The sequence below is a fragment of the Phenylobacterium koreense genome (assembly GCF_040545335.1).
GTDB lineage: Bacteria > Pseudomonadota > Alphaproteobacteria > Caulobacterales > Caulobacteraceae > Phenylobacterium > Phenylobacterium koreense.
The window spans coordinates 38517-58414 of the sequence record NZ_JBEPLU010000003.1 but is presented as its reverse complement, the minus strand read 5'-3'; the positions used below and the strand labels follow the sequence as shown (position 1 = coordinate 58414).

The 19898-nt window shown below is 59.8% G+C and carries 14 protein-coding genes and 3 pseudogenes; 13 read left to right on the top strand and 4 right to left on the bottom strand.

Features of this window, described 5'->3' with window-relative positions; all coding sequences use genetic code 11:
- Positions 1–89: 89 nt before the first annotated feature.
- Positions 90–1628 (top strand): hypothetical protein, encoded by a 1539-nt coding sequence (locus tag ABID41_RS16310; RefSeq protein ID WP_354298119.1) that lies wholly within the window; start codon positions 90–92, stop codon positions 1626–1628.
- Here ABID41_RS16310 and ABID41_RS16305 read toward each other — a convergent pair.
- Positions 1619–2392, bottom strand: coding sequence for a glycosyltransferase (locus ABID41_RS16305; RefSeq protein ID WP_354298118.1), 774 nt, complete (start codon positions 2390–2392; stop codon positions 1619–1621). The two genes, ABID41_RS16310 and ABID41_RS16305, sit on opposite strands and share 10 nt — an antisense overlap.
- Before the next feature lie 264 nt (positions 2393–2656).
- Here ABID41_RS16305 and ABID41_RS16300 point away from each other — a divergent pair, with 264 nt between their 5' ends.
- Positions 2657–3331: a class I SAM-dependent methyltransferase gene (locus tag ABID41_RS16300; protein ID WP_354298117.1), complete on the top strand. Its 675-nt coding sequence runs from the start codon at positions 2657–2659 to the stop codon at positions 3329–3331.
- Between the two features lie 34 nt (positions 3332–3365).
- Here ABID41_RS16300 and ABID41_RS16295 read toward each other — a convergent pair whose 3' ends face one another.
- A complete protein-coding gene (locus ABID41_RS16295; RefSeq protein WP_354298116.1) occupies positions 3366–4832 on the bottom strand; it encodes a flippase in 1467 nt (488 codons plus the stop codon).
- Between the two features lie 350 nt (positions 4833–5182).
- Between ABID41_RS16295 and ABID41_RS16290 the strand changes: the two genes are divergently transcribed.
- Together ABID41_RS16290 and ABID41_RS16285 are read left to right on the top strand one after the other, a co-directional pair.
- The gene (locus tag ABID41_RS16290) at positions 5183–6760 is read left to right on the top strand and encodes a right-handed parallel beta-helix repeat-containing protein (protein WP_354298115.1); all 1578 of its coding nucleotides are present in this window, start codon (positions 5183–5185) and stop codon (positions 6758–6760) included.
- A 165-nt stretch (positions 6761–6925) separates the two neighbouring features.
- Positions 6926–7296, top strand: a pseudogene (locus ABID41_RS16285) (transposase); the annotation flags it as partial.
- A gap of 4 nt (positions 7297–7300) precedes the next feature.
- Here the strand turns inward: ABID41_RS16285 and tnpC are convergent.
- Positions 7301–8333: pseudogene (gene tnpC / locus ABID41_RS16280) on the bottom strand (IS66 family transposase); the annotation flags it as partial.
- A 126-nt stretch (positions 8334–8459) separates the two neighbouring features.
- Between tnpC and ABID41_RS16275 the strand changes: the two are divergent.
- Positions 8460–8618 (top strand): annotated as a pseudogene (locus ABID41_RS16275) (IS5/IS1182 family transposase); the annotation flags it as partial.
- A gap of 452 nt (positions 8619–9070) precedes the next feature.
- Positions 9071–10870, top strand: a complete 1800-nt coding sequence (locus tag ABID41_RS16270; protein WP_354298114.1) for a calcium-binding protein — start codon at positions 9071–9073, stop codon at positions 10868–10870.
- A gap of 130 nt (positions 10871–11000) precedes the next feature.
- Here the strand turns inward: ABID41_RS16270 and welK are convergent, their stop codons facing one another.
- Complete coding sequence (gene welK / locus ABID41_RS16265; RefSeq protein WP_354298113.1) at positions 11001–12071, bottom strand: beta-1,4-glucuronosyltransferase WelK; 1071 nt, start codon at positions 12069–12071, stop codon at positions 11001–11003.
- A 275-nt stretch (positions 12072–12346) separates the two neighbouring features.
- Here welK and ABID41_RS16260 point away from each other — a divergent pair, with 275 nt between their 5' ends.
- The 7 genes from ABID41_RS16260 (at position 12347) to xrtV (ending at position 19895) form a co-directional block, all read left to right on the top strand.
- Complete coding sequence (locus ABID41_RS16260) at positions 12347–13525, top strand: polysaccharide pyruvyl transferase family protein (RefSeq protein ID WP_354298112.1); 1179 nt, start codon at positions 12347–12349, stop codon at positions 13523–13525.
- Positions 13525–14739: a Coenzyme F420 hydrogenase/dehydrogenase, beta subunit C-terminal domain gene (locus tag ABID41_RS16255; protein WP_354298111.1), complete on the top strand. Its 1215-nt coding sequence runs from the start codon at positions 13525–13527 to the stop codon at positions 14737–14739. The genes ABID41_RS16260 and ABID41_RS16255 overlap by 1 nt, the downstream gene beginning before the upstream one ends.
- 190 nt (positions 14740–14929) lie before the next feature.
- The gene (locus tag ABID41_RS16250) at positions 14930–16051 is read left to right on the top strand and encodes an outer membrane beta-barrel protein (protein ID WP_354298110.1); all 1122 of its coding nucleotides are present in this window, start codon (positions 14930–14932) and stop codon (positions 16049–16051) included.
- A 20-nt stretch (positions 16052–16071) separates the two neighbouring features.
- The gene (locus tag ABID41_RS16245) at positions 16072–16914 is read left to right on the top strand and encodes an SLBB domain-containing protein (protein WP_354298109.1); all 843 of its coding nucleotides are present in this window, start codon (positions 16072–16074) and stop codon (positions 16912–16914) included.
- Between the two features lie 26 nt (positions 16915–16940).
- A complete protein-coding gene (locus ABID41_RS16240) occupies positions 16941–18299 on the top strand; it encodes a Wzz/FepE/Etk N-terminal domain-containing protein (RefSeq protein WP_354298108.1) in 1359 nt (452 codons plus the stop codon).
- A 98-nt stretch (positions 18300–18397) separates the two neighbouring features.
- Positions 18398–19009, top strand: coding sequence for a CpsD/CapB family tyrosine-protein kinase (locus ABID41_RS16235; protein ID WP_354298107.1), 612 nt, complete (start codon positions 18398–18400; stop codon positions 19007–19009).
- Between the two features lies 1 nt (position 19010).
- Positions 19011–19895 carry an exosortase V gene (gene xrtV / locus ABID41_RS16230; RefSeq protein ID WP_354298106.1) on the top strand — a complete coding sequence of 295 codons (885 nt, stop codon included), beginning with the start codon at positions 19011–19013 and terminating at the stop codon, positions 19893–19895.
- The last annotated feature ends 3 nt before the right edge of the window (positions 19896–19898 follow it).

The following is a 19898-nucleotide window of genomic DNA, read 5'->3' as shown; positions in this document are numbered from 1 at the left end:
CGCTCTATGGCGCTTCAATGCTCTTCAATTTAGACACTAAGCAGGCTGCGCCTCTGGGCGACCCCTCGTACAAGCGAAGAGGACTGGTCATGACGGACTTGAAGGGGCGCGAGGCCGGCTTTCGCGCCACCACTATTGTGGACTATCAGCTCTTCGTAACCACTGAACCTCCCGAAGTCCCGTCGTCCTACGACTTGACTAAAATGGACGGAGTTTGGGTCGCACACGACAGGCGTCTTCCAACGACCAAGCTCCTGGATCAGTCTCGACGACCTTTCGCGACCGTGTTTGGCTTTGCATACAGCGAGTTCACGAGCGCCTTTCTCCCTGCGGGTGAGGCCGAACTGCCGTTGGAAATCACCGATATCCAGGACATCGAGGAGAAGGTCCTGCCTCTGCTCTCGGGCATGTTCGTGCTCCTGACGGCGGAGGGCCTCCCGAGGCGGATCTATCCTGACCATGGGGGCTCGTTGCCTATCGTCTTCTCGGCCTCCGACCGCCGAGCGGCCTCGTCGCCGTCATTGCTGTTGGATGAGACGGACTATCGCGATCGGTTCCGCGCAGACCTCCACAAGGCGCTTGTTGGTCGGGAAGGTTACGGCGGATGGATCTCGGGAACCCTGACCGCTCATGAGGACGTCAGTCGCCTTCTGCCCAACCACTGCCTCGATCTATCCTCTTGGACCGCCCACAGGTTTTGGCCGAGGCCGGGAGAATTCTCCGCGTGGCGCAATATAGATGAGGCATCGTCCCGTGCTGCCATGGCGTTAAGGGGATTTAGCACTGCGACGTGCCGTGAATTCAATGTAGCGGCGACGTTGACTGCTGGATTTGATTCGAGACTAGTTCTCGCTAGCTGTCGGGAAAGCGTGTCCAGATGTAAATTTGTGACGATTGAGGCCCCGAATGCCGAAATGGATATCGAGATCAGCAGGAGACTCGCGCGACAATTTGGGCTGTCTCACTCTGTTTTGCCGCTGAAGGAAGCTGATAATCGCCAGATGGCCCTCTGGGACCGTGCCGTGGGAGATTGTGTCCGCGAGCAGCCCAGGCGCACCCATCCTACACTCCGAGATCTGACCGATTCTGACGCGATGTTCACGGGGATGTACGGAGAAGTCGGGCGCTGCAGGCTTTATCGGCAGGATTTGTTATCGATTAACCAGGCGAAGATCGATGCGCGTTTTGTATTAGATCGCCTAACTTTGCCAGCTCAGTCGGATCTTCTTGAGAATATTGAATTGTGGTTCTCAGGTGTTGCCGACCAACCGAACAGCGTCATTCTCGATTTGGCGTTCCTAGAACTCAAATTCGGCAGCTGGGCGATGGGACAGCGACCGATGACCAATTCTATTAAGTTGAACTTTTTGCCCTTCGCGCAAAGGGCGGTATTTGACGCATTTATCGGCGTTGCCCCCGCCGAGAAGGGAACGGGCGCACTCTTTCGGAGCATCATCGATCGTTTATGGCCAGAGCTGGGGGGGGCGCCGATCAACAAATACGGCGACATCCGCGACCATCTGACGATCTGGAAGAAGGCTTCGGACCCGACGCGGGTGCGGCGCTTCTTGCGCGATCGTTTGGCTCGCAAGGATCCAGCGGGATCAGGCGGCCGAGGTCATTCGTAGTTCAAGGCCTTCGCGATCTCGACGGCGTCTCGCCTGGGGCGCGCAACATTGCGCCGGTAGATTTTCATGCTCTGAAGCTGCGCGCGCCAGAGGGCGATCGGATGCGGTTCGATATCGCAGATGAGCGTCGGCACCGGCAGGCGCTTGCGCCATTTCCTTTGCATGTACCGGTAAGCTTGGGCGTATGCTCCTTTGAGCGTCTTCACCGGCTTACTGTTGTGAACGACCGGTGCGTCAATGACGAATGAGGGAATGCCGCGGGCGCGTCCCTCAGTGACGATATCGGTCCCATAGAGGTGGAAACCCGGCAGATTTTCGTCGAACCGCAGGCCAGACGCCCTGCGAACCACGAGCAGAAGCTCATCCACCGTGGCGGCTTCCGCCGGCGAGAAGCCGCCTTCGCCAGCCTCGTGGCCGAGTCCGGAGGACCATACCCGGCCAATCCACTCGCCGGTTATTTTGCGGCCGAACAGGCCTAAGACACCCCAGTTTTCGTGCTTTCGTTCGATTTGCTCGATCTGCGCGATCAGATTGTCGAGCCATGGGCGCGGCAGGTAGACATCCTGATGAGCGAGGATGACGAATGGCGCCGTGCTGCCGTCGAGACCGGCGTTGAGGGCGGCCGCGGCCGAGGAATAGCCCTCATAAGTCATCAGCTTCAGTCGACCCGACAAGATGTCGGGGGATCGCGCCAAGCATGCAGCCAATATCTCGCGATCGTTCACCGCGGCCGCTACGCAGAAGTCATCTGATAGCCGAGCCATGTCTCATACTCCTAGCGCCTGAACCGTACTCGTTGCGCGAGGCATGTACGGACTGGCTTAAAATCCCAACCAACTGCGGCATGTACAGTCCCAAAGTGGCGGTTGGCGATAATCTGCGGCCGTTTCGACAAGTGGCGAGAACTGTTAATAACAATTTTCTAGGCGCGACCTACTGAGATAGGGCGTCGCGAGGCGGCTGACGGCGCCGGCGAGGAATAGCGAGGCGCGACGGTGAATAGAGAATTGGAAATGCCTACGGGAACGGTGGACACCCCGACCGATGCGTCGCTCGTCTCGATATACAGGGACAAGCCTGCAAGTTATTTCGCGAACGCCCGGAACGATTTCGTCGATCTCTTGAGCACGGGGACGCAGTCCGCCATCCTCGAGCTTGGGTGTGGTTCGGGCGGCACCGGCAGGGCGGCGCTGGCCGCAGGCAAGGCTGGCCATTATGTCGGCATAGAATTGAACCCGGACGCCGCCAAGCTGGCCGCGCAAAATCTGAGCGAGGTGATCGTCGGTGACGTCCAGGAGGTTGATCTGACCTCGTACGCCAGCATGTTCGATGCGCTGATCATCAGCGAGGTTTTGGAGCATGTCACCGATCCATGGCGGACCATGGAGAGGTTGTCGGCCTGCCTGAAGCCTGGAGCTCAGGTTTTCGCGAGTTCGCCCAACATTGCGCATTGGGGGGTAATCGTCGGGCTGCTCCAAGGGCGTTTCCGGTACAAGGACGCGGGCGTGATGGATCGAACACATCTTCGATGGTTCACGCCGGAAAGCTATCGTTCGCTCTTTGAGGCGGCGGGCATAGATGTCGACACCGTCAGAGGCATGCGGCGGCCCGGTTGGAAGGCAGCAATGTTCAACGCGATCACCGGCAAGCGCTTTGACCATCTCTTTATGGCTCAGATCGTCGTGGGGGGGCGCAAGCGTTAGGGGCGGCCGCGCTCCCTATGCGAGCGCCCTGCCGTCAATTACCTGCCTGATTGACTAGGCCGGCCTGGCGCAGTTTCCCAACCAGCTGAGCCTTTATCTCCTTGGGCAATGCCCAATAGCCTGTCGCGAGGGAAATCAGACTGAGAGCAACGGCTGAACTCCACCAGCCGATATCGGCGATCGACCAGATGCTTGCGGCGGCGGCGGCTAAAGCAAGCAGAGCTAAGTTTCCCGCCAAAAGCGGCAAGTTCCTGAAGTCCCGACCAGCCGCCCAAGTCAGGAGCAGGCAGTCGCTAATGTGCCGCGCCACCAGAACGAATCCCGCACCAAGAAGCCCAAAGTGCGTCATGCCAAGGTAAAGCGCCAGAAAATACGGCGGTATCTCAATAAGAAGGACTTTGGTTACGATGTCCGGTCTTCCCGACGCCTGGAGGCGAGTGAAGGGCACCAATGCAAAGGCATTCGCCCAAAAACCGATGAGCATAAGCCGCCCCAACGGACCAGCCTGACCGCCGATTTCAGCTCCTACCCACAGGCGGAGGAAGGGTTCGATAAGGAAGACGCCTCCGAGGACTGGGAGGCTGATCAACGCCACGAGGGTCCGGGTCGCCATGGCGCCGATCGCTCGTTGCTCTTCAGGCGCCTGGGCGGACATCTTGGGAAACAGCGCCGTCGTTAACGCGCTAGGGACGATAGCGAGGCGTTGAGCCAACTGCATCGGCACGGTGTAGGTCGTGACCGCAACGGCACCCAGGACGGCGCCGATGACAAAACGGTCGACGATCACGAGAAGCGGGCCGAAGCAGGATGTGAGCGTGACCCATCCGCCATATTTCATCAAAAGCGGAATCTCACGCCGATCCAAGCGGCGAGGATGCCCCTTGGTCAGTTCCAGGTGGCAGAGACATCCTAAGGCAAGGGCCGAGAGGAGGCGGGCAGAAAGGGCACCGCCAAGGAGCAGGACTAAGTTCGGGCCAAAGGCCCACGCAAGTCCCAACGGAAAGAGTTGGAACATCGCGGTGGATGTCACTGAGACGGTGTTGGTTTGTAGAAATTTCTCCCGTCCCTGCAACGCGCCTGACAACACCCCGGTGAGGGTCGCGACAGGGACGGACGCCGCCAGCAGGGGCGTGGCCGTGAGGATTTCAGGACGCAGGCCTTCGTCGACCTTGAAGGCCTGTCCGAAGAAGAGGCGCGCAGCGACCCAAAGGGCGACGCCGCCGATCACCCCCATACCGACATTGACCGTCAGGGCCGCCCAGAACGTATTGGCGCGGCTCTCGGCGGACGCGTCGCGCAACGCGGCTATTCGATATGAAGTCGCCCGTCCGAGCCCAAGGTCGAACAGGCCGAAATACCCCAGCAACAACCATGCTATGGCCAGAACGCCGTAGCGGTCCGGACCAATCAACTTCAAATAGATTGGGACCGTCACAAGAGACAGCAGGAGCGGGAGAATTGACCCTACCAAATTGTAACTGGCGTGTCGGCGAACGCTCAAGCTGAGGGTCCAAATGTGATGCGCTGGGTCAATTTGTGTCTGCCGTTAGGTGGCTGGATCGCGGGCGGAATTTATTCGGCGGTCCTTATGCTATCAAACCGATCACTGCCGAAACGAATGCGCGCTGGCAAGCTCTGCGTGACAATCGGCGGCGAGGTATGAGCGGTTAAGGTCGTGTTTCGCGGCGATGCGCCGTAGGCTCGGAAATTTGCTTGAGCAGGGCGGCCATGAATCACGGCCTTTGGATTTCTCGCATCACACGCTTCTGCAGATGGAACCTTAGCCTTGGCGTGGCGGGTTTGCTCTTCTCCGCGGCGTGCGGGGGGGCGTGCGACGCGACTGTATACTACGTGGACTATCTGCACGGATCAGACGCTGCGGCGGGGACATCGCCGGCCCTCGCCTGGAAGCGGGCGCCGGGCGATCCCCTGGCGGCCGACAATTCGAAGTCCGTGAAACTGGAGCCCGGGGACACGGTGCGCTTTCGGGGGGGGGTGGCTTATCGCGGAGCAATTCGGTTGCCTGCGAGCGGAACCGCCGAGCAGCCGATCACCTATGCTGGCGATCAATGGGGCCCGGAGCCTGCGATCTTCAATGGTTCGGATCCGGTCATTTCGGTTCAGCGATGCTCTTCGTCGGAGGCCTGCGGCGGGGCGGTTAACTGGAAGCAGTTGAGCTTGGTGATCTTCGTTCCAACGCCAGTGGACGCCGTCAAGTTTTTCGACGGCTCAGGCCAGCTTTACGAGAGCCAGTATCCTAACCCCAAAGAGCCGTTCCTGTCTGATGATATCCAGGAATACAAAATTCTCCCGTTGCAGGAGGCCGATGCGGCCGAACGTGGAGAGGTTCGTTCGAAGGCGTTAGCCAAGCTGCTGCCTGAGGGGGCTGGCGACGCAGAGCTTTCATTCTGGATCGCCGGAAACAACGTCGCTCGGCGTAAGATCATCGAAGTCGACGGTGATCGCCTGCGCTTCGACCCGGCGAAGCTCTCGCTGTACAAGAATCGGGACGGTCGTTTGGCGCTTATGAATGCGCCAAGCTTAGTCGACCGACCGGGAACCTACGCGACGCTTGGGGCCGGCCGGGCCATCGTATGGCCCAGGACGCCGAACGGCGAAGGGCTGGTGGTGGGGAGCGGGCGAACTGGATTTGACCTTCGCGGGAGGTCCGACGTCGTAATCCGTGGATTCGTGTTTGAAAATTTTGTGGGCGGGAAGCGCGGCGGCGGTTTTCAGATCGCGAACCTCGGCGGGATTTCCTCAAGGGCAAAAATCGTCAACAATGTGTTCAGACGCTCCACCCTCTACAGTGGAGCTGGGGTGATCGTGCCGAGCCGCCTGGATGGCGCGTTGATCTCGGGGAATACGATCACCGACATTGAGCGGGGATCGGGCATCCGAACCGGCCTTCGGCCGATCTCCAATGTCGAAATCGTCGGCAATCGGTTTGAACGCCTAGGGAGGACCGGAATTCTCCTGATGGGCGCGAGCAATGTCACCATCGCGAACAATACAATGAATGATATCCGAGGTATCCATGGAAATGGGATATCTATCTATGCGGATAATCGGCGGGTAACAGTAGAAGGTAATCGGATAACAAATGCCGTTCGTCCGCTTACATTTCAAGGTGAGCCCTCTAGGGTCGAGGGGGACCACAGAATTCGTATTCGTGGAAATTTTTTCCAGACGATCGAGCCGACAGCTGGAGCTATAATAAGCTATGGTCGCAATACGAGGGATGTTGTCATCGAGAATAATACCCTTATTGGACCGTCCATTGGTTTATTATTGCACGCCGGTGATGCTAACGTCGTCGTGCGAGGGAACCGTACTAGCGGAATAAAAGTGAAGGGCGAGCGACCTGACGCTTGGGTCGTTACGGGCAATTCCGGCGTGCCGGGGGCGTTCCTTAAGCCGGCGCATTGAGCCTAACCTCATTGGCCTAGCTTCCCCTCGATCGAGCATTCCCGCGCTGGGTCCAGCGTTCGGCCGCTCTGCAGCGGCGCGACGCGCGCGAGTCCTATAGATCATGACCTGCCCCCTTCCTGATCCCGCGTTTTGAGTGAGAGTCCGTCACCTAAGGAGACGGACATGAAGAAGAGCAGGTTCAACGAGGCGCAGATCATCGGCGTGCTGCGGGAGCAGGAGGCCGGGAGCCCAACGGCGGACGTGTGCCGGCGGCACGGGATTAGCGAGGAGACTATTTATCGTTGGAAGGCGAAATACAGCGGCATGAGCGTGTCGGACGCGCAGAAGCTCAAAACGCTGGAGGGCGAGAACCGACAGCTGAAGAAGCTGCTGGCGGAGTCGATGCTGGACGTGTCGGCGCTGAAGGACTTCCTGGGAAAAAACCAATCGGGCCTGCAGCGCGCCGGGAGGCTGTGCTCCGCCTGATGGCGGAGCGTGGCTTCTCGAAAAGGCGCGCCTACGCGCTGGTCCAGATCGATCCGAAGACAGTGCGTCGTGTCGCTCGACGATGTTGTTGTCGAGCTCGATGCGGCCGTCGCCCAGGAAGAGGGTGAGGCCAGCCCAGCGCGAGAGCGCGTAGCGGATCGCCTCGGTGAGCTTGGTTTTCTGGCTGATGGTGGTGAACTTGCCCCGCAGCCAGGGCTCAAGATCCTCGACGAGGGGGCGGCTGCTTACCTGGCGGGCTGCGTGGCGAGCGTGGTGATCCTGGCCGCGGATCTCGGCCTCGATGGCGTAGAGCGCTTTGATCCGATCGAGGGCCTCAGTGGCTATCGGAGCCGGGCCGGCGGCGGCCAGCTCATAGAAGCGCCGGCGCACGTGGGCCCAGCAGAAGGTGAGCTGGACTGGCCTTTTCCGCCAGGGGCCGGTAGCTGCCATAGCCGTCCACCTGCAGTACGCCGCTGAAGCCTGCGAGATGGGCCATCGGCCGCTCGGCCTTGCGATCGGGGGCGTAGACATAGGCCACGGCCGGCGGATCGGCCCCGCCCCAGGGTCTGTCATCGCGGGCATAGGCCCAGAGCTGGCCGGTCTTGGTGGCGCCGCATCCGGGATCGAGCACCGGCGCCGTGGTCTCATCGGCGAAGAGCTTGGGCGATCGTCGGAGGGTTTGTAGCAGGTGCTCGTGCACCGGCCGGAGCAGGAAGGCCGCCCGGCCGGTCCAGTCCGCCAAGGTGGAGCGATCAAGCTTGATCCCCTGACGAGCGTAGATCTGGGCCTGACGATAGAGCGGCAGGTGATCGGCGTACTTGGCGACCACCACATGGGCGACCGTCGCCTCTGTCGGGATCCCGCCCTCGATCAGCCGGGCCGGCGCCGGGGCCCGGACCACCACGTCCTCGCAGACGCGGCAGGCGTACTTCGGCCGGCGCACCACCAGCACCCGGAGCTGGGCGGGCACGATGTCGAGACGCTCGGCGCGCTCCTCGCCGATCAGGTGCAGTGCGCCGGCGCAGCAGGGGCAGGCCTTGTCGTCCACATCCACCACGGTCTCGATCCGCGGCAGATGCAGCGGCTTCCTGACAGTCCCCGGCCTCGTGCCCAGCGAGCGCTCGACCGGCGACATGGTCCGGCGTGGTGGAATCACTAAGGCCGGGACAGCCTCAGATGATCAACGCGGCCGTTGTGCGCGCTTACCAGCACGCGCCCCATCGACGGCCACGTCTATGTGCTGAGGAATCTCGTCGAGCGGTGCTTCCCAAAGCTCAAGCGCAGCCGCGGGCTTGCCACCCGATACGACAAGACCGCCGATAGCTGTCTCGGCTTCATCCTCGTCGCCTCCGGCCGACTATGGGTCAGGCACTTCGTAAACAGGACCTAGTCCGCTGTTGCTCAGCAAATGTTTCCGCGGCGGACCTTTCGGGGCGCAAGCTTGCGGACGTCCTCGATACAAGCGTCAGTATAACCAATATAGCATTGGTATCGTCTCCGTAGTCGCAGTTTTGATTGGCCGACAGTGAGGCAACTGGCCACATTACGGCATGATGTGCCGCCAAATATGGTCTCTCATGCTGTTGGTGAACGCAACTTTACGAAATATCTGCCTATCAAAATTGATAACAAGGGTATTTTTGTACTTAGTTGTGCGCCACCACCAGCGCGTGTCGAGAGATGGTTATTAAATAGTTTGTATAGCGTTCCGTTATACAAAAAATAACCATCAATGTTCACGGCGTCTAAAACGCCCGCGGCACGTAATGATGTAAATTCGAGACTGGTGCCAATCATAAGTGGCAGCTGTTTCGGTTGGGACTCGTTGTGGGGACGCTGCGCATGTCGAATATTACTGTAAATAGCGCTGATGCGCTCAACTTGGCCATAAAATCGGCGCAGGCGGGTGATGTTATTATGTTGGCGCCAGGAGTGTACTCTGGCGTTTCTATTGATGGAATAAAGATAGAGGGTAGTATTAGCATCCAATCGGCGGATGCCAGTAATCTAGCGGTTCTGACTGATTTTAATATTTCAAATAGTAGTGGAATTAATCTTAAGAATCTCGAGCTATCGAATGCTGGTAGTGCCAAGGATTGGGGGTGGCAGATTGCCGGATCTAAGGACATCCACCTTGAGGGGTTGGACGTTCACGGAACCTTGGATGGAGACCCTCAGAATGATCACCAGGGCATTCGGATCTCATTCAGTGATAACGTCAGCATTTCCAATTCGGAATTTCATGAACTTTATCGTGCGATCGCCGAGAGTGACAGTAAAAATATCACTATAAAGGACAATGAGTTTCACGATATTGCCAGAACCGGTGTTATGAACGCAAACAGCCAGGGCGTCGTAATTTCGGGCAACCGATTTACCGATTTCTATCCCAAGCCCGGCGATCATATGGATGCGATCTCGTTTCATCAAATGGGTGAAACGAATACGGCAAGCGATATACTCATCTCAGGTAACTTAATTACGCGAGGTGATGGTGAAAAAACTCAAGGTATCTTCTTTCGAGATACCACCGGAGAGAGCGCCTTTCACAATATCAAAATCTACGACAATCTCATCGTCGGGATGGGGTCCAACGGAATTTACGTAAACGGTGCTGAAGACGTTGATCTAAAGGGAAATACCGTAATTTCCTATGAGGGGAAGGAGAATATATCCTGGATTCTTCTCCAGAACACGATCGGTTCCAATGTCGCTAATAACGAAGCATCAATCATAAGTTACTTTGAGAGCGCCGGGAATGTGGGCCTGACGGAGTTGGGCAACGTCATTATCTCCGCCGTGCAAGACAGCGGAGCGGCCGTCGTGGAGGCTTGGCTCAAGCTACACGTCGGCATGACCGAGCCTGGCGTTCAATTGCCAGAAGAGCCGGCTACCCCGGCGCCAGCGCCGCCCGAACCGACACCCGAGCCAGCTCCCGCACCTCCTTTGCAGGGCGGCGGGGATGTCGCGGATGGTGATCCCGGGACTGGCGGAGAGGTCGGGGAAACCTTCGTGGGGCGCTCGAGCGCCGACACCCTAGTCGGCACGGATCGTGACGACACGCTGGACGGCCGGGGAGGCGAGGACGTTCTCTTTGGGGGAGCTGGACACGACACCTACTACGTGCCGAACTCACAAGCTTCAATCGTCGAAAAGCCAGGTGAGGGCGTGGACACCGTGATTGCTCGCGGAACTCATACGCTCTCGGCGAACATGGAGAACCTGGTTATCGCCGAGGCGAAAAACGGCTGGAGCGGCTTCGGCAACGAAGAGAATAATGTGCTGACCGGCAACAGCGGGAGCAATCTGCTTGATGGCGTCGCGGGCAACGACACCCTTGTCGGGAACGCAGGCAATGACACCCTTGCCGGAGGCGCCGGAAACGATTTGCTTACCGGTGGCGTGGGCAACGATATGTTCCGCTTCACCATGGGCGGTGGCCGAGATGTCGTGACCGATTTCGGCGCTGGCGGGGGGCAGGATTCGATCGATATTTCACCCTATCTGCGCGCTGGGATCGGCTACAGCATAGCGGACGTGGGGGAGAACACGGTGCTCAGCTTTGCTAATGGCGACGAGATCACCTTGATCGGGGTGCCTTCCCACGGGTTGAACTCGATCTGGTATGGGTTCACGTCCTAAGACGCAATGCGGCCAGATGGTGACATCTGGCCGCTGAAGCTTGCCTTGTCTCAGTTGGAGCGCAGTCAGTGGGCGGCGCTCAAGGCTCGGCGTCGGGCTCGATCCGCGCAGCCAGCCACGCTTCAGTCGCCTATTTGGCGGGCTTCCGGCGCGACAGTTTTGCTTCCCATCCCGACAGCAGTTGGCGCAAGTGATCAATAAGGGCCACCGGGTCGCTGGTCACGGCCTTGGGCGTACGCCCGCGGATCCTCTGAAGTGCGTCCACCAATTCATCGGCCGTGTTGGCGACCTCAATATAGCCGCGTTCCATGAACGCGCCGGTTATCTCCGCCTGATGATCATCGTAAACTTCGCCGTACTCAAATAGCCGCGGCACTGCCACGACGCGGCAGCCTTCGCGAAGAGCAGTGATTAGCGATCCCGTTCCGCCGTGGCAGATTACGACTTCGGCTTCTCGTAGATGTCGCTGCATTTCTTCAAACGGAAGAGTCTCGACTGTTTCGATATCACTTGGCGAGGTTCCCCCAACTCCGACCTGGATGAGGACGGCCTCCTTAATAGCTCCGCGGGCCTGCGCCTCAGCGACCATCGCCACAAGCCTGTCGAAAGGGAGAATTGCGCCAACCGTCGCGAATAGGAACGGCTTCTTTTCGGGGCGGGGTGTCTCAAGTTCGCGGAGGGGGTCAAAGACCGCTGCGTCCGGCCAGTAGCTTGAGAGCTCCTTGGACTGAACCACTTTTTGATGTGCGAAGGGAGCTGCCATGCGGCCGAACACAGAGGGGGCGTGGAAGCGGGCGAAAGACTCGATCATCACGACCTTCGCCCCGAGGAGCCGCGCCCAGAGCACGGAGAAGAAAACCGCGCCCGCTCCGGTCGTGATGAGAATGTCCGGTCGCTCGGCCAACATTATTTTTGCGGATTCGACGAAGTTGCGGAGCGCTCCGCCAAGCATATGGGCCGGCGAGCCGAGCCGTGCTTGCCCCAAGGCAAAGTGTGAAACGAAGCGGGACGGATGCTTCTCGGCGATGCTTCGTGACAGCGCGGTGTCCTCCGACACAAAGAAGTAGTCGTGCCGCGACCAGACCGGTTCTAGGTCAAGCAACTGCCGGATGTGCCCACCGCCGGAGGCGGCGAGGCAGATCCGAAGCCTAGGAGGTGAAGTGTCGTCTCGCGACTTGGCGACGTCGGTCATCCGGTTCATCGACTGTTCCAGAACTGCGGCTTCGCTTGGTGGTAGGGGCAAGGTTCTATCTCCGCTAAAGGAAGGGGCCGAGGCGGACGTCCATTGCAGCTCCGGTCCATCTAGCAGAGCGTGTTGGTCGATGAGAAGGTTGGGAGAGGAGAGGGGCTTTGGCACGACACCTGCAGGAAGCGGGCCAACGGCAACACTGTTTCCCGCAGGGACACACAGTATCCATGAGGAGTCACCAAAAAGCTGCGTGCAACCCGCCGCGCTGATTTTGGGCGATCGCGACGATGCGTAAGAAGATTAAGGTTGGCCTCCTCTGGCACTCGTCAAGCTCCGGGAATCTGGGAGTCGGGGCGTTGACGTTGGCCAACTTGGCCATCGCGCGCCAGGTCGCTGAAGACTTGGATCTCGAACCCGAGTTCATGATCCTCGGCATGCGGGAAGGAGAGATCAGTTATCTCAATGATCCTCGGGTGACCGATTTCACGATCGATACGCGAAGCCTTCTGAGTCCGAGCGGATTCTGGTCCGCTATCGGCGACCAGGATTGCGTGTTGGATATCGGCGCCGGCGACAGCTTCGCCGATATCTACGGGCCGCGCCGTTTCGCCTTTCTCTGGCTGACGAAGATGATGACCATCGCGCGGCGAATTCCGCTGCTCCTGTCGCCGCAAACCATCGGTCCGTTCACCAAGCCCGCCTACAGGCCCTTCGCGAAGGTGGCCTTATCCCGTGCTGACACCGTTGTCGCCCGCGATCAGTTGTCGTTGGACGTTCTTCGACAGCTCGCGCCGACCGCAAAAGGCCTCTTGTCGGTGGATGTCGCCTTTGCGCTGCCTTACGTCGATCGAAGTGCGGAGCGTGGCGGAGCAAAGGTACGGGTTGGGGTTAACGTCTCCGGCCTGCTCTTCAATGAGGCCGATTCTGGGCGCAACCGCTTTGGCCTCGAGGTTCACTATGCCGAACTGATGCGGCGGCTGTTGCGAGATATCGAGGCGCGACCCGATATGGAAGCGCACCTCATCACGCACGCGACCCACCCGCATATCCTCTGGGACGACGACCGTAGCGTCGCCGACAAGCTGGCAGAGGAGTTCCCCTCCGCGGTGCGGGTCGCCGACTTTGCCGGACCGTCAGAGGCGAAGTCGTACATCTCGGCGATGGATTTTCTCATCGCCGGCCGAATGCACGCCTGCATCGCCGCGCTGTCCAGCGGCACCCCAGTCGTCCCCGTAGCCTATAGTCGAAAATTCAGCGGCTTGTTCGGCATGCTTGGGTATGGCTGGATGATACCGGTCACCGGGACGTCGACGGATGAGGCGCTCGTCTACCTCCACGACTGTATAGCTCGCCGGGATTTGTTGGCGCGCGACAGCTTGGAGAGCTTCGAGAAGGCGCGCGGACCGCTTGGCGTTTATGCTGACAGGCTGCGTGATCTCTTTAGCGCGAGCGTATCGGGGGCATGATGGAACGCTCGCTCACCGTCGATCGTGTGCTGCGCGGGGAGCTATGCACCGGATGCGGTCTCTGCGCCTCGGTCGCGGGGCCTGCGATCGGGATGGAAGTCGTTCCGCCTGGCTACAACCGCCCCCGTCAGGCCGCTCCGATCTCCGATGAGGCGGAACAGGTCATCGCGCAGACTTGTCCCGGCGCGGTAGTGACTCCTTGGTCCAAGGATGAGCAGATCGACCCCTGTTGGGGGCCGTGGCGCCAGGTTCTCACGGGGCACGCCACCGATGAGACCGTGCGATACGAAGGCTCTTCAGGCGGCGTGCTCACCGCTCTGCTCATCCACGCCCTCGCTACTGGATTGGTCGACCGGGTGATTCATGTCAGGGCGGATCCGCACAGTCCGACGCGCAACATCATCACATGCTCGAGGACGGCTGAGGAGGTGCTGACGGGAGCGGGGTCTCGCTATACAGGCTCGTCGCCGCTGGCCGGGATTGACCAAGCTTTAAGCCAGGGAGGCGCGATCGCCTTCGTCGGCAAGCCCTGCGACGTATCAGCTCTCCGTAGCTTTGCGACCCTGGACCCACGTGTCGATCAACATGTGCGTCTGATGCTGTCCTTCTTCTGCGGGGGGATGCCGAGCCACGACGGAGTGCTGCGCATCCTAGCTAAGTTGGGTGTCGAGCCGCAGGAGGTCGCCGCTTTTCGATACCGTGGCCAAGGCTGGCCAGGTACGGCCGCCGCGACCACCCATGACGGTCGCGTGGAGAAGATGAGCTATGCGGCGAGTTGGGGGGACCACCTTTCCAAAGAGGTCCAGTTCCGCTGCAAGATATGCCCTGACGCCGTCGGGGGAGCGGCCGACATCGCCTGCGCCGATGCGTGGTACGGCGATGAAAGGGGATATCCAAGCTTCGCCGAGCAGGACGGCCGAAGCCTCATCCTGGCCCGTACTGAAGTCGGAGAAAGGTTGCTCGCCGATGCGTCGGGCGCGGCCGTAATCAGCACGCAAGCGATTGACATCGGCGAGATCGGCCTGATGCAGCCGGCCCAAGCCAATCGCAAGAGGCTCGTGCGGGCGCGCGTAGCAGCGTTGTCGACGATGTTCCAGCCCAGGCCGCAGATGAGGGGGACGTTGGTGGAGCGTGCTTCGAAAGAAGCGAGCGCCCGTGACAAGCTTCGTAATTTCCTGGGCGCGCTGCGCCGCATCGCTACGAACAACAAATGATCTCGCCCTCGAAGAGCTCCAATTTTTGGGCTGTGACTTTTTTTGAACGCCGTTATCTGTGCGTCAAGTGTCGGTAAGCGTTCTGGATTCGAGGGGAGATGTAGGTATGGCGTTTCGGAGACTTGCCGTCGGCCTATTGCTTGGGGCTACAGGGTTATCGACGCCGGCGCTGGCGCAAGAAGCCCGCAGAATGGACTTCGGTCTGCGGGCGGAGCTCGAGAGAGACAACAACGTCTCGCGCTCCAGCGCTACTCAAGCCGCAACGCAGGGCATCTCCCAAGAGGATACGATATTCACCCCCTCGGTAACGGTGGATGTTTGGGTTCCGGTGGGGCGACAAGCCGTCTTTCTCAAGGGGGCTGCCGGATACTCGTTCTATGACAAGAACGACCAACTTGATCGCGAACGCGCCAGTCTGAATGGCGGGATCGAAGGGGGTGTCGGTCCGTGCGCTACCACCCTTACCGGCGATCTGATCTATGGGCAGAGGGAGATCACCGATTTCGACCTGTCTCAAGTTGTCGGCAACGTAGTCCGCACAACGCGGGTCGGTCTTCATGTGAACTGTTCGGCGCCGACCGGTCTTGGCGCGGTGTTCGGGGCGTCGCAAGAGTGGACGGACAACAGCGCGTCACAACTCACCTCGGCGGACGCCGAGCGGCAATTCCTGACGGGAGGGCTCTCTTATTCCCGCCCTGCCCTCGGGACTGTGACGGCTTTCACCAATTTCGAGAAGATCGATTACCCGAACCGTCAGTTGTTGGGCGGCGGTTCGGACGGCTACGAAATGACTGCGGTCGGGGTGAGCTATGCGCGGCGGCTCGGGGCTCGGATCGAGGGGACGGCTTCCATCAGCTACGCCAACGTGGAGCCGGCCGCCTCGAATTTGCCCGGCGCGCCGTCGATTGACTTCTCCGGCACGACCTACAGCGGTGATCTCTCGTACCGCGCCAGCAGCCGTATGCGCTTTCGAGGCAACTTTTCGCGCTCGGTTACACCGACACTCGCAATCGGACAGCAGTACGAAGTGCAGACCGCCTATGGGCTGGGGATGGACTATGACATCGGTTCGCGGTTCAAGTTGAAGCTTGGCGTGGCGCAGAACGAGAGCGAGGCCCACGGTGTGTCGGCAGCCGTCCCGAACGTGATGACCAGTTCGACTACGAAGATGATCTACGGCGCGCTCAGATACGAGCAGAGCAGGCGGCTGGCTTTCACGCTGAGCGCCCGCCATGAAGAACGCGACGCGAACACACCACAATTTAACTTCAATGGTGAGCGTGTCGGCATCGCCGCAGACCTCGCCTTTTAACCATTGCACTGGGTATGATCATGGCAACAAGCACTCGAGCTTTCGCCGCGTGGCTCATCATGATGGCGCTTGCACCTTCGGTCGCTGCGGCGCAACTGGCCACACCTGCGCCCCCAGTCGTGCCGCTCGCCGGCACGGCGCCACAGGTCCAAAACTCGCCGGATACAGAAGGGGAGTACGTACTGGGGCCTGAGGACGTCCTTGAGATTGAAATCGTCGGTCAGGCGGAGAAGGCTCGCGCAAGAGTTTATACTGACGGCACCGTGCAATTGAACCTAGTCGGCAAGATCGAGGTCGCGGGTAAGACGCCGCGGGAACTCGGGACCATCATTGCGAGCGAGCTGAAGAAGGGCGGATTCTACGCCAACCCCGTCGTCAATGTCGAAGTCGCAAATTATGCCAGCCGCTACGTCACCGTGCTGGGCGCCGTAGCTTCTCCGGGCTTGGTGCCGATCAATAGACGCTATCGTCTCTCGGAGATCCTAGCGCGCGTCGGCGGGGTGCAGGAATCAGGGGCCGACTATGTCATCGTTCGACCTGAGAACGGCCCGGAGCAACGCTATCTCATCGAGAAGCTGGCCACGGGCGATAGTAATGACGACCCGTACGTGACGCCTGGAGACAAAATCTTCAGTCCGGCCGCAGAAGTGTTTTATATTTCGGGGCAAGTAAACTCGCCGGGAACATACGCGGTCAAGCAGGGGCTCACCATCGCTCAGGCGATTGCGCGTGGCGGCGGGCTCACGCAATCCGGCTCGGACCGTAAGGTTTCAGTTACCCGCGAGGGCAAGAAGATTAAGCTGGATTCCAGTGCGGCGGTCGAGCCTGGCGACGTCGTCGTCGTCGGTGAGCGGCTGTTCTAGCGCGGTCCAATGGCCGGAGGCACCACATGAGTATCTTCCAGTTTCTCCGCATTTTGTGGGCTCACCGCTACATCACGTTGGCAACCACTGTCTGCACCTTGATAGGGGCCTTCATCGCGATCCTTATCGTGCCCCCAAGCTATCAGGCCGTGTCTCGCGTGATGCTGAATACGCTGAAGCCGGATCCGGTCACCGGCGAGGTCATTTCCAGCGTCTCATCGCGGACCTACGTCACGACCCAGACGGAACTGATCAGAGATTATGAGGTCGCCGGCAAGGCGGTGGACCAGCTTGGTTGGGCCTCAAACCCAGACGCGATAACGAGATATCAGTCTGCGAACGCAAATGGCCTCGAATTTCGCCAGTGGTTGGCCAAGAAAATCATCGATCAAACCAGCGTAAAGGTCGTCACGGGTACGAATATTCTTGAGATAGCGTACAAGGCCAATTCGCCCAGTGAGGCCAAGTCAATGGCCGACGCCCTGCGAAACGCATACATCGAGTCAACTCTGGATACTCGTCGAACCGAGGCTGCTCGCACCGCTGACTGGTATGCGTTGCAGGCTCAGAAAGAACAGGCGCTCTTGAACGCGGCGGACGCCGCCAAGACGCAGTACGAGCGTGAAAACGGCATCGTCATGCAGGCCGACAACGTCGACATAGATACGGCGCGTCTGCGCGCTCTTGCGAGCCAGAGCACTACACCTGCGCCGGTCGTAGCGGCGATGCCGGCGAGTTCACCGTCCGGCGCGCAGCTTGCGCAACTGGATGCCGCAATCGCCCAGGCTACGCAGACGCTCGGTCCTAACCATCCCCAGATGCAGGAACTGAGAGCCCGACGGGCATCTGTTGCAGCAATGGCGGCCCAAGAAGCGGCGGCCGCGAGGGCGATGGCGGGCGCCTCGAGCGGAGCGTTGCAGCGTGAGGTCGCGGCTCAAACATCCAAGGTCATCGCCAATCGTGACAAGATCGAGCGGCTCAGCCAGCTTCAAGCGGAAGTGAATCTTCGACGCGACCAATATAACAAGTCGATGGCTCGAATTGTCGAGTTGCGCCAAGAGGCGGCTGTTGCAGACACCGGCTTGACGCCGCTCGGCCAGGCCGTGACTCCTCAGAAACCCCTGTTTCCCAACAAGCCGCTGATTCTGGGCGGATCCTTGGGCCTGGGATTCGGCCTTGGCATCGTGCTTTCGCTGTTGCTGGAACTGTTTGGCCGCCGGGTTCGGAGCGCTGAGGATATGCTTGCCGGAGTGGATGCCCCACTACTGGCGGTCATTTCTTTGCCTGGCGTCGACCAAGCCGGAGGCCAGAGGCACGGGGGCGGGTGGCTGGGAATGAGTAGATTGAAGAAAAAAGCCGGCCGGCAGAAATTGGCGCGCGCATGAGGACCTCAGTTCAACCGAGCGTCGAGCGCCTTGATGTGAGAGGCGCCAACGAGGTGCCATCTGACGCCGCCGCATTCGCCTTCTCGTCGGAAGTGGTCATGATCAGCGATCCGCACGGGGCTAGCGCTGAGGCGGTCCGGACGCTGCGTACGCACGTCGCTGCACAGCACATCGAGGCGGGGCGGCGGGGACTGGCTGTGTGCGCTGCAAGTGCTGGTGTCGGCGCGACCTTCACGGCTCTCAATCTGGCCGTCGCCCTTGCGCAAATTGGGACCAAGGTGATCGTCATTGATGCCGACTTGCGGCGTCCGCAGTTTCAGGACTTTGTCCGCGGCGGTGAAAACCTACTTGGCTTGAAGCAATACCTTGAGGGTTCCGGTTCCGATTTCTCAAGCTACGTTCAGGAAGATGTCATTGAAAATCTTTCAGTGATGTTCTCTGGCGGAGCAGCCAACGAGGCGCAGGAATTACTGGCGAGCGAACGGTTCAATGCGCTCGTGGAGCGCAGCCTCCGCGACTATGACTTTACCATCATCGACACTCCCCCCGCGAACACTTGTGCGGATGCGCGTCGGATTAGCACCGTGGTGGGGTACAGTATTATAGTCGCCAAGCGTCACCAGACCTTCGTCAATGACATCAAAGCTCTGGCGAAGCAGCTGCGCGAAGACCATGCTCAAGTCATTGGCGCCGTGATGAACGAGGCCTGAGGTGAGCGTGGCGGGCTCGGAACTACGAAGTCGTCAAGGGCCGTGGCTCTGGTCCCATCTGCCCTTAGTTATCGGTCTGGGCGCCCTGGCGATCCCGACCATGGTCTCCCTCGGTGAGCAGGTCTGGTCCAATGAGGCCGGCGCTCACGGTCCCATTGTCTTGGTCACCGGCTTGTGGCTGCTATGGCGGAAGGGCGACGAGTGGCGCACGCTCGCGCAGCCTGGCGCTGGTTGGCTGGTTGGCCTGATGTTGCTTGTCGCGTTGCCGATCTATACCTTTGGCCGGGCCTATGACTACATAAGCCTCGAGACAGCAGGCCTTTATGGTGCCGCGTTCGCGGTCCTCTATGCGAAGTTCGGCCATGGGGCGATGCTGCGGAGCTGGTTTCCGTTGCTTTACCTGGCCTTCCTGATCCCCCCGCCGGGCTGGGTGATGGACAACGTGACGGCCCCCCTGAAACTCTTGGTGTCCTATTTCACGACGGCTGGTTTGCAGCTCTTCGGCATCCCGGTGTATCGCGAGGGCGTGACGCTGACGGTCGCGCAGTATCAGTTGCTGGTCGAGGACGCTTGCTCGGGGATGAACTCCCTGACTGGCCTGATCGCCATCGGCCTGTTCTATATCTACCTGCTGAGAAACGCCTCTTGGCGCTACTCCTTGCTGTTGGTGGTCCTGGTCATCCCGATCGCAGTCCTCGCCAACATCATTCGCGTCGCAACCCTCGTTCTGCTGACCTACTTTTTCGGCGATGCGGTCGCCCAAGGATTCCTGCATATGGCCGCGGGCTTGCTGTTGTTCACCTCTGCGCTGGTGCTCGTGTTTCTCGTGGATCATCTGCTCAGCTATGTTCGCTTGAGGATGAAGCCCGATGCTCGCGCGGCGTGACCT

What these genes read in the sequence shown, in the direction of transcription:
- ABID41_RS16250 (WP_354298110.1), top strand. Translation starts at nt 14,930, where the DNA reads ATGGACTTCGGTCTGCGGGCGGAGCTCGAGAGAGACAACAACGTCTCG.
- welK (WP_354298113.1), bottom strand. Translation starts at nt 12,071, where the DNA reads ATGAACCGGATGACCGACGTCGCCAAGTCGCGAGACGACACTTCACCT.
- ABID41_RS16255 (WP_354298111.1), top strand. Translation starts at nt 13,525, where the DNA reads ATGGAACGCTCGCTCACCGTCGATCGTGTGCTGCGCGGGGAGCTATGC.
- ABID41_RS16270 (WP_354298114.1), top strand. Translation starts at nt 9,071, where the DNA reads ATGTCGAATATTACTGTAAATAGCGCTGATGCGCTCAACTTGGCCATA.
- ABID41_RS16235 (WP_354298107.1), top strand. Translation starts at nt 18,398, where the DNA reads ATGATCAGCGATCCGCACGGGGCTAGCGCTGAGGCGGTCCGGACGCTG.
- ABID41_RS16260 (WP_354298112.1), top strand. Translation starts at nt 12,347, where the DNA reads ATGCGTAAGAAGATTAAGGTTGGCCTCCTCTGGCACTCGTCAAGCTCC.
- ABID41_RS16305 (WP_354298118.1), bottom strand. Translation starts at nt 2,392, where the DNA reads ATGGCTCGGCTATCAGATGACTTCTGCGTAGCGGCCGCGGTGAACGAT.
- ABID41_RS16245 (WP_354298109.1), top strand. Translation starts at nt 16,072, where the DNA reads ATGGCAACAAGCACTCGAGCTTTCGCCGCGTGGCTCATCATGATGGCG.
- ABID41_RS16240 (WP_354298108.1), top strand. Translation starts at nt 16,941, where the DNA reads ATGAGTATCTTCCAGTTTCTCCGCATTTTGTGGGCTCACCGCTACATC.
- ABID41_RS16310 (WP_354298119.1), top strand. Translation starts at nt 90, where the DNA reads ATGACGGACTTGAAGGGGCGCGAGGCCGGCTTTCGCGCCACCACTATT.